Origin of the sequence: Pseudomonas cremoricolorata DSM 17059 = NBRC 16634 (assembly GCF_000425745.1) — a bacterium.
Lineage (GTDB): Bacteria > Pseudomonadota > Gammaproteobacteria > Pseudomonadales > Pseudomonadaceae > Aquipseudomonas > Aquipseudomonas cremoricolorata.
The window spans coordinates 127605-142258 of sequence record NZ_AUEA01000001.1 but is presented as its reverse complement, the minus strand read 5'-3'; the positions used below and the strand labels follow the sequence as shown (position 1 = coordinate 142258).

At 65.8% G+C, this 14654-nt stretch carries 14 protein-coding genes; 2 read left to right on the top strand and 12 right to left on the bottom strand.

The features are described 5' to 3' along the window. Positions 1–7: 7 nt before the first annotated feature. From H618_RS0100655 to H618_RS21060, 6 genes are all read right to left on the bottom strand, one after another. On the bottom strand, positions 8–1411 hold the full coding sequence (locus H618_RS0100655) for an efflux transporter outer membrane subunit (protein WP_028693216.1): 1404 nt from the start codon (positions 1409–1411) through the stop codon (positions 8–10). Beyond that, a complete protein-coding gene (locus tag H618_RS0100650; protein ID WP_028693215.1) occupies positions 1408–2283 on the bottom strand; it encodes an efflux RND transporter periplasmic adaptor subunit in 876 nt (291 codons plus the stop codon). The genes H618_RS0100655 and H618_RS0100650 overlap by 4 nt, the downstream gene beginning before the upstream one ends. Next, entirely contained in the window at positions 2280–2492 is a 213-nt protein-coding gene (locus H618_RS0100645; protein ID WP_028693214.1) for a DUF1656 domain-containing protein, read from the bottom strand. The genes H618_RS0100650 and H618_RS0100645 overlap by 4 nt, the downstream gene beginning before the upstream one ends. Next, a complete protein-coding gene (locus H618_RS0100640) occupies positions 2489–4576 on the bottom strand; it encodes an FUSC family protein (RefSeq protein WP_028693213.1) in 2088 nt (695 codons plus the stop codon). Before H618_RS0100640 ends, H618_RS0100645 begins: the two co-directional genes overlap by 4 nt. Beyond that, entirely contained in the window at positions 4573–5010 is a 438-nt protein-coding gene (locus H618_RS0100635) for a MarR family winged helix-turn-helix transcriptional regulator (RefSeq protein ID WP_028693212.1), read from the bottom strand. Before H618_RS0100635 ends, H618_RS0100640 begins: the two co-directional genes overlap by 4 nt. Before the next feature lie 117 nt (positions 5011–5127). Then, positions 5128–5928 carry a tetratricopeptide repeat protein gene (locus H618_RS21060; RefSeq protein WP_033727385.1) on the bottom strand — a complete coding sequence of 267 codons (801 nt, stop codon included), beginning with the start codon at positions 5926–5928 and terminating at the stop codon, positions 5128–5130. A gap of 208 nt (positions 5929–6136) precedes the next feature. Between H618_RS21060 and H618_RS0100625 the strand changes: the two genes are divergently transcribed. After that, complete coding sequence (locus H618_RS0100625) at positions 6137–6694, top strand: WCX domain-containing protein (RefSeq protein WP_028693211.1); 558 nt, start codon at positions 6137–6139, stop codon at positions 6692–6694. A 42-nt stretch (positions 6695–6736) separates the two neighbouring features. Here H618_RS0100625 and H618_RS0100620 read toward each other — a convergent pair whose 3' ends face one another. The 6 genes from H618_RS0100620 to amaB form a co-directional block, all read right to left on the bottom strand. Further along, on the bottom strand, positions 6737–7600 hold the full coding sequence (locus tag H618_RS0100620; protein ID WP_028693210.1) for an ABC transporter permease: 864 nt from the start codon (positions 7598–7600) through the stop codon (positions 6737–6739). 13 nt (positions 7601–7613) lie between these two features. Continuing rightward, the gene (locus tag H618_RS0100615; RefSeq protein WP_028693209.1) at positions 7614–8480 is read right to left on the bottom strand and encodes an ABC transporter ATP-binding protein; all 867 of its coding nucleotides are present in this window, start codon (positions 8478–8480) and stop codon (positions 7614–7616) included. Between the two features lie 6 nt (positions 8481–8486). Further along, positions 8487–9506 (bottom strand): ABC transporter substrate-binding protein, encoded by a 1020-nt coding sequence (locus H618_RS0100610; protein ID WP_028693208.1) that lies wholly within the window; start codon positions 9504–9506, stop codon positions 8487–8489. 19 nt (positions 9507–9525) lie between these two features. Continuing rightward, positions 9526–10425, bottom strand: coding sequence for a TauD/TfdA dioxygenase family protein (locus H618_RS0100605; RefSeq protein WP_028693207.1), 900 nt, complete (start codon positions 10423–10425; stop codon positions 9526–9528). A 260-nt stretch (positions 10426–10685) separates the two neighbouring features. After that, a complete protein-coding gene (gene amaA / locus H618_RS0100600) occupies positions 10686–11972 on the bottom strand; it encodes an L-pipecolate oxidase (protein WP_028693206.1) in 1287 nt (428 codons plus the stop codon). Positions 11973–12098: 126 nt separating this feature from the next. Further along, complete coding sequence (gene amaB / locus H618_RS0100595; protein ID WP_028693205.1) at positions 12099–13589, bottom strand: L-piperidine-6-carboxylate dehydrogenase; 1491 nt, start codon at positions 13587–13589, stop codon at positions 12099–12101. A 134-nt stretch (positions 13590–13723) separates the two neighbouring features. Between amaB and H618_RS0100590 the strand changes: the two genes are divergently transcribed. Continuing rightward, a complete protein-coding gene (locus H618_RS0100590; RefSeq protein ID WP_028693204.1) occupies positions 13724–14626 on the top strand; it encodes a LysR family transcriptional regulator in 903 nt (300 codons plus the stop codon). Positions 14627–14654 lie beyond the last annotated feature (28 nt).

The window sequence follows — 14654 nt, the reverse complement described above, 5'->3', positions numbered from 1 at the left end:
GTCGCTCCTACAGCCACCCCCCACCCAACGCCAAAAACACCCCCACCTGCCCCATCGCCACCTGACTGTTCGCCGCCGCCAACTGCGCACGCATATCAGTGTAGGTGCGGGTCGCTTGCAGGTCGGCAAGGAACGACGCTCTGCCTGCCTGATAAAACCGGTGAGTCTGATCAGCAGCATCCTTTGCCGAACGTTCAGCGTCCACCAGTGCCTCACGGCGTTCAAGCAAGGCGCTGTATTGCGCAAGCCTGGTCTGGGTTTCGCGTACGGCGTTGAGCACCACGCCATCGAAATGGGCCAGCGCGCCCTGAGTCGAAGCTTCGGCCTCGCGGATGCGTGCGCGGGTGGCGTTGGTGGGGATGCTCCAGCTGATCTGCGGGCCGAAGCCCCAGCGGTTGGTCGCGGGTTTGCCGAGGTTGTCGACGATGCCGATGGTGCCGATCTGCGCGCCAATACTGATGTCCGGGTACAGCGCGCCAGTGGCCACGCCGATGTTGGCGGTGGCCGCGGCCAGCTGCCGCTCGGCCTGGCGCACGTCGGGGCGGCGCTTGAGCAGCGCGGCGCCATCACCCACCGGAATTAGCTGGGTCAGTTGCGGCAGCTCGGCACAGTCGGCAACGCCCGCAGGAAGCTGATCGACAGGCTTGGCCAGCAACGCGGCCAGGGTGTACAGGCCGGTCTCGCGCTCGGCCTCGAACCGCGGCAGCTCGGCACGCAGCGATTTGAACTGGGTCTGCGAGCGGGTCACTTGCGTTTCATCGCCACGCCCGGCATCGCGCAGGCGCTGGTTGAGCTGCACGCTCTGTTCCTGCAAGTCGAGCGACTGGCGGGCGATGTGGTATTCCTCGTTGGCCGAACAGACCTGGGTGTAGGCCTTGACCACATCCGCCACCAGGGTGATGCGGGCAGTGTCGGCAGCCGCCTGCACCGCATCGGCATTGGCCTGGGCCGCTTCGGTGCCGCGCTTGAGCGTGCCCCACAGGTCGAACTGGTAGGAGACGCTGGCGATGGCCTCGCCGACGTTGGCCACCGGTACTTTGTCGGGTTTCAAGAATGCCTCGCCCGATTCCTGCAAACGCTGCGCCCCCACCTTCACCCCACCCTGGAAACCGCCCTGGCTCTCAGCGACCTCAACCTGCGCGCGAGCCTTGGCGATGTTCGCAGCGGCGACGCACAGCTCGGTGTTGGCGGCCAAGGCCTGGCGCACCAGGGCGTCCAGCCTTGGGTCCTGATACAGCCGCCACCAGTCCTGGGGCACCGGTGCCGAGACCACGCTGCTCGCGTCTTGGCGCAGTGCGCCGTTGAGGTCGCTGCGCTGCACGGCGGCTTCAGGCGGTACGTTGTAGTCCGGGCCGACCGTCGAGCAGCCGACCACGGCCAGGGCGAGTCCCAGCAACAGCGTGCGCTTCATGGCCGCTGCCCCTCGATGATCGACACCGTGGCGGTGCGCCCGGCGATCATGCGAAAGTCCGCCGGCACCTCATCGAAAGCAATACGCACCGGAATGCGTTGCGCCAGGCGAACCCAGCTGAACGCCGGGTTGACGTTGGGCAGCAGATTGGCGCCGCTGCTGCGGTCGCGGTCTTCGATACCGGCGGCGAAGCTTTGCACACGGCCGCGCAGCGGGGTGTCGTCGCCCATCACGCGGATATCCACGGCATCACCGATATGAATGCCGCCAAGTTTGGTTTCCTCGAAGTAGCCATCAACGTGATACGAGGCGCTGTCGACCACCGCCAGCACCGGTCGGCCTGCGGCGACGAACTCGTGATTGCGCGGCGCGCGGTCGTTCAGATAACCATCCACCGGACTGCGCACCACCGAGCGATCGAGGTTCAGTTGCGCCGAATCCACCGCCACTTGGGCTTCGTTCATTGCCGAGCGGGCGCGGGCTTCGCGGGACTGGCTTTCCTCCAGTTGCTCGGCCGCCACCAGGTTGCCGAGCTTGCGATTGCGGCGGGTTTCCCGCGCCGCCTGGGCCAGGGTCTCCTGGCGCTCGGCAAGGGTTGCCTGGGCTTGGCGCAAGGCCAGGCGGAAACGGTCCTGGTCGATGGTGAACAGCACATCGCCGCGCTTGATGACCTGGTTGTCACGCACCTCGACGTGCTGGATCAGGCCTGAGACGTCGGGGGCGATCTGGATCACGTCGGCGCGGATATGGCCGTCGCGGGTCCAGGGGGCGAACAGGTAGTAGCCCACCATCTGCCATACCAGCACGACGGCGAAGCTCACCACCAACAGGGTCAGGACCACACGGCCCAGGGTCAACATAGGTTTTTTCATGGCAGCATCAGGCTTCGGCAAAAATGGTCGACCGCGCTCAGCAGCACGGCATACAAGGCAACGTTGAACAGCGCCCGGTGCCAGACCAGACGGTAGAAATGCACGCGCACCAGCACCGCGTGCAGCCCCAGAAACAGCACATAGGTGAACACCATCATCACCAGCAGCGTGGGCAGGAACACCCCGCTGACATCCACATCACCAATCACAATGGCGCTCCATCAAGCCCTGCGGGCAATTGCAGTTGTTCGCTCGGCTCGAGCATCACCTCCACCCCCGGCAGCAGTGCCAGGCGCAGGCCGCTCAGGGCATGCAGCAAGTGCGTGCGCGCCTCGCCACGGTCGTCCCCGCTGTCGACGACCAGGGCGCGGCGGGCACGCTCCATGTTGCGCAGCAGCAGCGGCGGCGCCGGCAGTCGTTCGCCCGCGTGCAGGCAATTGGCGTAGTGCCCGCCGACTTCATCGATCACCGTCTGCAACTGCTGCCTGGCCTCGACACCGACCCGCGGCAGGTACGCATGCAGGTCGAGCAGGTTGAGCCCGACTCGCACGTCGCGCAGCGCCACGCCACTGTCCTGACCGGTCTGCGACAGGCGCGGCAAGTGTTGCATCAGGCGGTCGAGCATCTGCACGCCCACCTTGCGCTGCTCGGCCAGCGGCGCCGGGGCGCTCATTTCGACGATGTCGCGCCAGGTGAAGCGGGTCATGCGCTTGGCCGCCAGCTCGACGCCGAACGGGCGCAGCAGCAGGGTCCAGATGAAGGCGAACAACAGCCCCACCGGCCCGGCAAGGTTGGCGTTGATGAAGGTCAGGAAGTCGGCGTCGTAGGCGCCCTGGATGCTGATGAAGGTGGCGGTGTTGACGATTGTCAGCAAGGTGCCGAGGAAGAACCGCGGCTGCACCGTGAGGGTGCCGACGCAAATGAACGGCACGGCGAAGGCCAGCACCAGCATGGGAAAGTCGTGCAGGTTCGGCAGCACCAGGAACAGGTACAGGCTGGAGAAGATCACCGACATCAGCGTCCAGAAGAAGAACCGGTAGATCTGCGGCGCGGGGTCGTCCATGGCGGCGAAGAAACTGCACGCCACTGCGGCGAGAATCACCGCGCTGCCGCCATCGTGCCAGCCCAGCAGAATCCACAAAGCGCAGGCGACGATGATCGCCGTCACTGTGGAAAACACCGAGTAGAACATCAGCCCACGGTCGAAGAACGGCGTCAGCCGGCCCAGCCGCCAGTGCCGGTACACGGCGCGCCAGGGGCTGGCATCGTCGTTGCGCAGGGCGTGTTGCAGGGTGCAGCAGTCTTGCCAGAGGTCGATCCATTCGCGCAGACGGTACAGGGCGTTGGACAACAGCAGGCGTTCGCGCTCGGCGAGCGTGCCGGCATCCGGCTGTAGAGCGGTGAGGCGGCTGCGCAGGGCCTGCCAGCCGGCGCTGTCGGGGCGCTCGGTGCTGCGCTGCAGCCAGTCGCGGGCGTCGTGCAATACAGGTTGCAACTCGGCGAAGCGCGCTGGGGCACGGCCTTCGAGGGCCAGCAGCGCGTCGTCGAGGGCGTCGATCACCGGCAGCAGGTGAATCATGCGTCCGCGCAGTTCGCGCAGGTTTTTCAGGGTCTGGCGCCCTACCCCTTCGTGGCCGAGCTGGCCGATCATCACTTCCAGGCTGTTGAACGTGCTGACCATGGTCGCGCGCATGCCGGCGATCTGCTCGCCACTGGCGGTACGCGCCAGGTAATGCTCGCAATAGCGCGCAGCTTCGGCGAACCAGTTACCGCTGGCGCCGACCACCACCGGTGCCAGTCGCCGTGGCCAGAAGATCGCGCCGACCACCGCCGCGCAGACGATGCCCAGGCAGATTTCCTGCGCCCGCGATGAGGCCACATCGAATACTGCCGTGGGATTGTCGACCACCGCCAGGGCGATCATCGGCAAGGTGTAGCCGGCCAGCATCAGCACGTAGTTGTTGGCCGTGCGCAGGTTCAGCGACAGGTACAGCAAGGTGCCGGTCCACAGCGCCACCGCCACGCTCAACAGCGGCGGCGACTGCACCAGTGGCGGCACCAGCAACACCGCACCGCCCGCACCGAGCAAGGTGCCGAGCGCACGGTACAGCGCTTTGGAACTGGTAGGCCCGACGAACGGGCTGGAGACGATGTACACCGTGGCCATGGCCCAGTAAGGGCGCGGCAACTGCATCCACAAGGCGATGTACAGGGCGATCATCGAGGCGGCGAAGGTGCGCACGCCGTAGAACCAGTCGCGGGCCGGTGGCACCGAGCTGAAAAAGTCCTTCATGCCGGGCCTCCTGCCGCCTCGAAGGCGCGAATGACCCGCAAGGTGGCTTCCAGGTCGGCCTGGTCGATGCCCTGCAGCACTTCATGGCGCAGGCGCACTAGTTCGTTTTCAATGGATTCGGCGAGGATGCGCCCTTGCGCGGTCAGGCTCAGGGCCTTGGCGCGGCGATCATGGGGGTCGGCACTGCGGCAGACCAGACCGGCCTTGCACAGCTGATCGAGCAGGCGCACCAGCGAAGGCCCCTCCAGACCGGCCGCCTGGGCCACCGCCACCTGGTGTACGCCGTCGCCCAGGCGCACGATCATCAGCAGCGGCACGGCGCAGGCTTCGGAAATGCCATAGCCGGTGAGCGCGGCGTGGCACAGCCGCCGCCAGTGGCGAGCGGCAACCACCATGCCGCTGCTGATTTTCAGGTGCAGGGTCTCGAGGGTCATGGGAAAGGTCGACTAATTCATAGTTTGCTAACTATCTATGTTACGCCCCTCCTCCCCCCCATCGTCAACCGCCAGGTGCCAGGCGGCATTCGCGCCCAGATGCCAATACGGCGGCGTTCAGGAGCTCAGCTGGTCGTCGTTGCGGGTACGACCGAGGTGGCCGCCGCCAAGTTCAAGAGCTTGCTCGCGCCAATGCCTTGCCCGCGCGGCGTTGTGCTGGCGAAAGTGCAGCGCCAGTTCTTCGGCGGCCTGCACCACCCCGGCCGCGCTGGCCAGTTCCAGCCAGTGCAGCGCGCCGCGGGCATCGGCCTCGATGTGCAGACCGTGCAGCAGGCGATATCCCACCTCGAAGCGGCAGCGGGCTTCGCCCTGTTCGGCGCCGCGCAGGAACCATTGGTAGGCCACGTGCGAATCGACGTTCCAGTCTTGCTCGCCATCGCAGACTTCTTCTTCATAAAGATCGCCCAGCGCCGCAGCCGCATGCCCCATGCCGCGTTCGAATGCCTGCCGGTAATAGCCCGCGGCGATGGCGTAGGAAATCTCCACGCCCTTGCCGAAGTAATACTGCTGACCGAGGTTGTACCAGGCGGTGGCACTGCCCTGCTGCGCCGCCATGCGTAGCAGGTGCCCGGCCAGCAGCGGATCGGCCCGCCAATAACGGCCATTGAGCCAGATCCAGCCCAGATCATTGAGTGCTGCAGGCTCGCCTCGCAGGGCGCGCTGGCGCAGCTCGGCGTACAGTGCATGGGGCTGGTCGGCCAGCTCCAGGCGCTCGACCAATGCACTGTCGTCGTCCTGACTGGGCAGACCGACGCCATTGAACAGCCGTTGACGCCGACCGAAGCGCGCCGGTGCCGGGCTGACGGCAGGCGGCAGCACGCGCTCTAGCAGTGAATGGATATTGCTGGCAGTCGCCATGTTCATCCCCATTGAACAGACCGCAACCGCGACCTCGACCGCGATAGCCCGATGATTCTTGCGCGACCTCACGACAAAACCCGTCGCGAACGATCCGGTTTCAGGCAACCAAATGCGGGTTCCTTGATCTCACCGACACGTGGCTAATTGCCATGCCTTCCCGCTGCCGCCATGCTATGTCTGCAAGCCTAGACAAGGACGTTTCAATTTGCCGTTTGCCACTACCCGCGCCACCCTCAGTCGCCAATGGGCGCTGTTGCGCCAACTGCCGAGTCGTTCACCGGGAACCACCAGCGCAGAGCTGGTCTGGAGTCTGCGCGATGTCGGATTCAGCGTCAGCAAACGGACAGTGGAACGCGACCTCAACGAACTGTCGCTGATCTTCCCGATCGAGCGCAACGACAAGAGCATTCCGTTTGGCTGGCATTGGTCGGCGACTGCCGGCGGCGAGCTGCGCGGCAGCTTCGACCTGCAAGGCTACCTGCGCGCCGACGGCCTGCAGGCAAGCCCCGGCAGTGGTCTGGAATTGCAGGCGTTGATCAGCGATGCCCTGGCGCGGCAACTGCGTGAAGCGCCGCTGAGTGCCGACATGCAGTTGACCGCCCTGGAGCAGGGCCACCGCCTGCGAGCCACGGTGTGTGATGGTCTGCCGCTGCGCTGGTGGCTGCTCAGCCAGGGCGTTGGCTTGCTGGTGGAGCAACCGCTGTCGCTGCGCGAAGAGATCGCCCACACCCTGAGCAGCGCCGCCGCGCGTTACCTCCCCTGACGCCCCGCTTATCGAGCCTTGCGCACGCCAGGCTGACGCCCCTCAGCGCTGCATGCCCCAACGCCGTACGGTCAGGCGTTCGAGGGTATTGAACACCAGCCCCTCCACCAGCAGACCGATGAGAATCACCACTGCCAGGCCGGCGAACACCTTGTCGGTGTACAGCTCGTTGCGGTTCTGGAAGATGTACCAGCCCAGCCCGCCCTTGCCACTGCTGGCGCCAAACACCAGCTCGGCGGCGATCAGCGTGCGCCAGGCGAACGCCCAGCCGATCTTCAGCCCCGACAGAATCGAGGGCAGCGCCGCCGGCACCAGAATGTGCAGCACCAGGCGCAGCCCGCGCAGGCCGTAGTTGCGCCCGGCCATGCGCAGGGTCTCGGAGACCCCGAGAAACCCGGCATAGGTGTTCAGCGCAAGCGCCCACAGCACTGAGTGCACGAGGACGAAGATCAGGCTGTTGTCACCCAGGCCGAACCACAGCAGCGCCAGCGGCAACAGGGCAATCGCCGGCAGCGGGTTGAACATCGAGGTCAGGCTGCCGAGCAGGTCGCGGCCCAGTTGCGTCGACACCGCCAGGCTGGTCAGGGCGAAAGCCAGGACGATGCCGATCACATAGCCCTTGAGCAGCACCACCATCGACACCGCGACCTTGGCCGGCAGCTCGCCACTGAGCATGCCGTCGAGGAAGGCGCTGGCGGTTTGCAGGAAGCTGGGCAGCAGCAGGTCGTTGTCGGTGTAACGCGCCAGCGCTTCCCAGAGCACCGCCAGTACGGCGAGGATCAGCGCCTTGCGCAGCCAGCCGTGCTGCCACAGGCGCTGGGTCAGCGGCAGACGACGTTCCAGTGGCACGCTCTGCAAGGGTTGCAGGACGTGTTCGAATTCCTGTCGGACAGGCGTGGTGGTCATGGCGTCGCTCCTGTCAGTAGGCAATGCGAATGTCGTTGAAGCCCAGTTCGGTGACCGGCGCCGGGCTATCGCCCTCATCGAACAGCAGGCGATGGATGCGCCGCGCGCTTGCCTGGAACTCGGCACCGCCGAGGCTGCCCTGGTCGTACTGATGGCTGTGCACCTCGGCGCGCACCCGGCCCGGGTGTGGCGAGAGCAGCAGAATGCGGTTGCCCACCACCAGTGCTTCCTCGATGGAGTGGGTCACGAACAGCAGGGTGAAGCGCACCTCTTCCCACAGCAGCAGCAGTTCTTCCTGCATCTTGCGCCGGGTCAGGGCGTCGAGGGCGGCGAACGGCTCGTCCATCAGCAGAATTTTCGGCTGCGTGGCCAGCGCCCGGGCGATCGCCACCCGCGCCTTCATGCCCCCCGACAGCGTGTGCGGGTAGGCGTCGGCGAAGGCTGCCAGGCCCACTTTGTCGAGGTAGTGCAGGGCCCGCTGTTCGGCCTCTTTGCGCGGAAGCTGGCCAGACACCAGCAAGGGAAACATGACGTTCTGCTTCACCGTCTTCCAGGGCGGCAGTTGGTCGAACTCCTGAAACACCACGATGCGGTCCGGCCCTGGCCCGCGCACCGGCACGCCCTGCAGCAGAATCTGCCCCTCCTGCGGGGCGAGAAACCCGGCCACAGCCTTGAGCAGGCTCGACTTGCCGCAGCCTGAAGGGCCGAGCAGGACGAAGCGGTCGGCCTGGTCGACCTCGAAACTGACCTGGTGGGTGGCCCGCACCACGTGCTGGGCGCTGCGGTATTCAAGGCTCAGGTGGTCCACCGCCAACAGCGGTGCAGCCTGTGGATTGCGGCTCTGCGTGCTGGCCGCGTGGCCTGGCAACGGCGCGTTCATGGCGGTTCAGCTCCCTTGCAGTGGCTGCTCGTCCTGGAAGAAGTAGTCCTTCCACGACTCAGGCTTGTGCTTGATGGCGCCGACCCGGTACAGGAATTCGGCCAGTGGGTAGGTGTTCTTCGGGGTGATGGTGAATTCGTACTGCGGGTTGTCGATCAGGCGAATCAGCGCGTCGCGGTCGATCTTGGCCTTGGTCACGCGGATGTAGGTGTCGGCAGCGGCGGCCTTGTCGTTCTGCGCAAAGCTCGCCGCCTCGGCCAGGGCCTGGAGGAAGGCCTTGTAGGTCTTGGGGTTGTCCTTGCGGAATTTTTCCGTGGCGAACAGCAGGGTCGGCGAATTGGGCCCGAGCAGGTCGTAGCTGTTAAGCACGATGTGCACGTCTTTGTTGGCCAGTGCCTGCTCCTGGAACGGCGGGTTGGAGAAATGCGCGTTCAGCTCGGTGCCGCCGGCCAGCAGGGCGGCGGTGGCATCGGGGTGCGGCACCGCCAGGGTGTACTTGTCGAGGCGGTTGTATTCCTTGTCGCCCCACTGCTTGGCGGCGGCGTATTGCAGGAAGCGCGATTGCACCGACACGCCCACCGCCGGCACGGCGATGCGGTCCTTGGCGCTGAAGTCAGCGATGGTCTTGACGTTGGGGTTGCTGCTCAGCAGGTAGGTGGGGAAGTTGCCGAGCGAGGCCACCGCCTTGACGTTCTGCCGACCGTAGGTGCGGTCCCACACGGTCAGCAGCGGCCCGATGCCGGCGCCAGCGATATCCACCGAGCCGGACAGCAAGGCATCGTTGATCGCCGAGCCGCCCGAGAGCTGCGCCCAGTCCACTTCGATATCGATGCCCTGCTCTTTGCCGTACTTCTCGATCAGTTGCTGGTCACGCACCACGTTGAGCAGCAGGTAGACGATGCCGAACTGCTCGGCGATGCGAATCTTGCCTTCGGCCTGGGCCACGGCGGGGGCAGCCAGGCTGCCGACGACCAGGCTGACGCCCAGGCCGATGCTGGCCGTCAGGCGGCTTAGGGTTCTACGCATGATGGGTTTTCCTTGAAAGTCAGAACGGGGCATCGCCCTGGATAGTGGTGCGGTACAGCTTGCGGCGCAGCTGCGGCGGGCAGCCGGCGGCCAGGTGGATCAGCGAGCGGTTATCCCAGAACACCAGGTCGTGGGGCTGCCACTGATGGCGGTAGACGTTGTCGTCCAGCACGCTCAGCGCATACAGCTGCTGCAGCACGTCGCGGCTTTCGTCTTCCGGCAGGCCGACGATGCGGGTGGTGAAGCCTTCGCTGACGAACAGCGCCTGGCGGCCGTTCTCCGGGTGGGTACGCACCACCGGGTGAATCACTTCCTTGACCTGCGCCAGTTGCTCGGCTGAAAGCGTCGGGCGCCAGTTGCCTTCGAACTTGGTCTCGGCATAGCGCGCGGTGTAGGAATGCGCCGCGTCGCGGCCCTTGACGATTCGGCGCAGCTCGCCGGGCACCGCCTCCCAGGCCCGGTGCATGTCGGCGAACAGGGTGTCGCCGCCTTCACTGGGCAATTCCTGGGCATGCAGCATCGAGCCGAGGCTCGGCAGCTCTTTGTACGAAAGGTCGGAATGCCAGAACTTGCCAGCATCGCCCAGGCCGATGTTGCGGCCGTCCTCGACGATGTTGGAAACGATGAGGATTTCCGGATGGTGTTCGAGCAGGAACTGCTTGAGCACATGAATCTGCAAAGTGCCGAAGCGTCGGCTGAAGGCGATGTGCTGTTCGGGGGTGATGCGCTGGTCACGGAACACCAGCACATGGTGATCGAGGTGGGCGCGATGGATGCGCCGGAAATCGTCAGCACTCACTGGCCGGGCCAGGTCGAGGCCAATGACCTCTGCGCCGACGGCCCCGTCCAAGGGTACGATCTCAAAGGCTTGTGCTGCGGTACTGTGCCCGAACGGCACGGCGCTGATGGCGGCTGACATGTTTCACTCCCACGCAGTGCGCGACCCAACGGCGCGCATCGATCCAAAACGCACGGGGGTTGCCCGTGTGGGTTCAAGTTCGTGCGGCGCGCCGATTGGTCGGCAGGTACGCAGTGGGACTGACTATAAAGGTATAAAAATAATTATTTAAATACCTTTGGGGAATATCCATATGTTTGTGGGCCGGCTGATCGATTGCACTACATGTGAGAGCGGGCGGTCCGCCACTGCGGTTCACCCGCGAAAGGCCCAGCGCTCCCCTACAACACCACACGCAAACACTGCCCGGCGTGATACAGCGAAAACCCCGACTCATAGAACGCGGTGCGCAGTGCCGGCGCACGCACCGGCTGTTCGGGACTGAAGGGAATCGGCAAGTCGTCCGCCGTGCCGCCGTTGAGGAACTGCGCCAGGGCCTGGCCGACCACCGTGCCGGTGGTGTTCCCACGGCCGTTGTAGCCGGTCACCGACACCAGCCCGGGGGCCGGCTCGAACAGGCGCATCAGGTGATCGGGGGTGAAGTCGATGCAGCCGGTCCAGTGCATGTCCCAGTCGACCTTGCCCAGCTCCGGATAGTAGTGCTGCTGGATGCGGTCGGCCCAGCGGCGGATGAACCAGGCGGGCTTGTTGTCGACCCGGCCCAGGCTGCCAAGCAGCAGGCGGCCCTGGTCGTCACGGCGAATGCTGCTGAGCACCGTGCGCGTGTCCCATGAGCCTTGGCCGTGGGGCAGCACGCGCTCGGCAGCAGCGCCGTGCAACGGCTTGGACGCTACCTGATAGTAGTAACCGCGGAAGAACTGCTTGCTCAGCGCGCTCCAGTCGCCCTCGGTGTAGGCACCGGTGGAAATCACCACCTGACCGGCTTGCACGGCGCCACGGGCGGTGCTGACGCGCCAGCCGTCACCACTGCGCGCCAGGCCAGTCACCGCCGACTGCTGGAACACCCGCCCGCCCAGGCGCAGCACCGCTGCCGCCAGGCCCTGGGTGTAGCCCATCGGGTTGATGGTGCCGGCGCGATGGTCGAGCAGCGCGGCGGCGATCTGCCGGGTGCCGCAGTACTCCTCGCAGCGCGCCCCGGTAAGCAGCTCGACCTGGGCGCCACGCCGACGCCACTGCTCATGGCGCGCCTGGAGGTCGGCGATGCCTGCGGCGTTGTGGGCCATGTGCAGGGTGCCTTTGTGCTGCGCCTGGCAATCGATGCCCAGACGCTCGATCAGCGCGAAGACCTGCGCCGGCGCCTCGCCCAGCACCGTATTGAGCCGCCCGCCGTGCTTGGCGCCGAGCGTGCTTTCAACGTCGTCCGGACGAATCCAGGTGCCGGCATTGACCAGGCCGACGTTGCGTCCGGAGCCGCCATGCCCGATGCCGTGCGCCTCCAGCAGCACGACCGAACGGCCTTGCTCGAGCAGGTGGATGGCGGCTACCAGGCCGGTGATACCGCCACCGATCACGCACACGTCCGCCTTGTGCTCCCCGGCCAGGGCCTGAGCGGTGGCGGTCGGTTTGGTGACGAATTCCCACAGACATTCTTGACGCAATTCGGACATGGCCGGCTCCAGCACTGTTGTTCTTATAGCGGATCGATCGTGCAGGCCCCCGCCCGCACGGCGCTGAGGCCAGCGCCGGAGGAACAGGGGCCTGTGTGGCGGGAACGGCGTGCCCCGCCGGGGCAATCAGTCGAAGACGATGCCCTGCGCCAGCGGCAGCTCGCGCGAGTAGTTGACGGTGTTGGTCTGGCGGCGCATGTAGCCTTTCCAGGCATCGGAGCCCGACTCACGGCCACCGCCGGTTTCCTTCTCGCCACCGAACGCGCCGCCGATCTCGGCGCCGCTGGTGCCGATGTTGACGTTGGCGATGCCGCAATCACTGCCCGAGGCGCTCTGGAAGCGCTCGGCCTCACGCACGTCGGTGGTGAAGATGCACGACGACAGCCCCTGCGGTACTTCGTTGTTCAGGCGCAGGGCCTCTTCGAAGTCGTCATAGGCCAGCACGTAGAGGATCGGCGCGAAGGTCTCGTGGCGCACCACGTCGCTCTGCGCCGGCATCTCGGCGATGGCGGGCGAGACGTAGTAGGCGTTGGGGAACTGCTCGGCCAGTTGACGCTCACCGCCGAACACCTGCCCGCCTTCGTCGCGGGCCTTGGCCAGCGCGCCTTGCATGGCGTCGAACGACTGCTTGTCGATCAGCGGGCCGACCAGGTTGTCCTGGCGCGGGTCACCGATGCGCACCTTGGCGTAGGCGGCTTTGACCCGGGCGACCACATCGTCCTTGATCGAGCGATGGACGATCAGCCGGCGCAGAGTGGTGCAGCGCTGCCCCGCGGTGCCGACCGCCGAGAACAGAATGCCGCGCACTGCGAGGTCCAGATCAGCGCTTGGCGCCAGGATCATCGCGTTGTTGCCGCCCAGCTCGAGGATGCTACGGCCAAAGCGTGCGGCCACCCGAGGGCCGACTTCACGGCCCATGCGCGTGCTGCCGGTGGCGCTGACCAGTGCCACGCGGGGGTCGTCGACCAGTGCCTCACCGGCTTCACGGCCGCCAATCACCAGTTGCGCCAGGCCCTGCGGCGCGTCGCCGAAGGCCTTCAGGGCTTTTTCGAACAGCGCCTGGCAGGCCAGAGCGGTCAGCGGGGTTTTTTCCGATGGTTTCCACACCACCGCGTTGCCGGCCACCAGCGCCAGCGTGGTGTTCCACGCCCACACCGCCACCGGGAAGTTGAAGGCGCTGATCACACCGACCACACCCAGTGGATGCCAGCTTTCGCGCATGTGGTGGCCAGGGCGCTCGGAGGCGATGGTCAGGCCGTACAGCTGACGCGACAGGCCCACGGCGAAGTCGCAGATGTCGATCATTTCCTGCACTTCACCCAGGCCTTCCTGGGTGATCTTGCCGGCTTCGATCGAGACCAGCTCGCCAAGCTCGGCCTTGTGTGCACGCAGCACCTCACCGAACAGACGCACCAGCTCGCCACGGCGCGGTGCCGGTACGCTGCGCCAGCTTTCGAAGGCGCTGTGGGCCTGATCGATGCTGGCCGTGGTGGCGGCCTTGCCGAGCAGCGTCACCGCGGCGATCTGGCTGCCGTCGATCGGCGTGTGGACCGGGTAATCACCCTGGGTGTGGTCCTGGGCGGCGACGCCCAGGCGCTCGAGCAGTGCAGCGACCATTGTGCTTCTCCTACATCGGTAAACGGGTTGAAAAATGCTGTGGATCAGTATTAATCCGATGGCTGCGGGGCAACAAACGACCTTTATTCCGCTTATCATTCCGCCGGGGAATGCCACCTACCGTCGAGAACCTTATGTCCAAACGCCTGGCGCCGACCATGACCGCCCTGCAGTGCTTCGAGGCCGCAGCCCGTCACCTGAGCTTCACCCGAGCCGCCGAAGAGCTGCACCTGACCCAGAGCGCGGTGAGCAAGCAGGTGGCGCAGCTCGAGGAAATGCTCCATCACCATTTGTTCCTGCGCATCCGCCGGCGTCTGCAACTGACCCCGGCCGGCAGCCTGTACCTGGCAGAAGTGAACAAGATTCTGATCCAGATCGACATGTCCAGCCGCTACGTGCTGACCTACGGTCAACAGACCGAGGTGCTCAAGGTCGCGACCCAGCCCAGCTTCGGCGTGCGCTGGCTGATTCCGCACCTCAAGGGTTTTGGCCGCGAGCACCCCAACATCCACCTCGACATCCGCAACGAGATGGAGCCGTTCATGCTGCTGCAGGGCTCGGCAGATGTGGTGTTCTTCTTCGGCCGCGGCACCTGGCCCGGGGCGACCTGCGTGGAGCTGTTCCGCGAGCAGGTGGTGCCGTTGTGCGCACCGGAGCTACTTGAAGGGGGCCGGCTTGAAGGCGCCGAGGCGCTGGCCGACTGGGTGCTGCTGCAAAGCACATCGCGGCCCGAGGCCTGGCACGAGTGGTTCCTCGAGCAAGGCTTGCAGTCGGCCAACAGTTATCAGGGTCCGCGCTTCGACACCTTCTATATGGCCTTGAGCGCGGCGCAGTCAGGCTGCGGCGTGGCGCTGGTGCCGCGCTACCTAGCCGAGCGCGAGCTGCGCGAAGGCAGCCTGGTGATTCCCTGGGAGCACGCCATGGCCAGCAACGGCGCGCACTACCTGGCCTTCGCCGAACATGCCGCCGAGGTGCCCAAGGTGCGGGCGCTGGTGGCGTGGATTGAAGCCCAGTTGGAGGCCGGGAATCACGCCTGAGGTCGATCAAAAAAGGAATGACTCACGC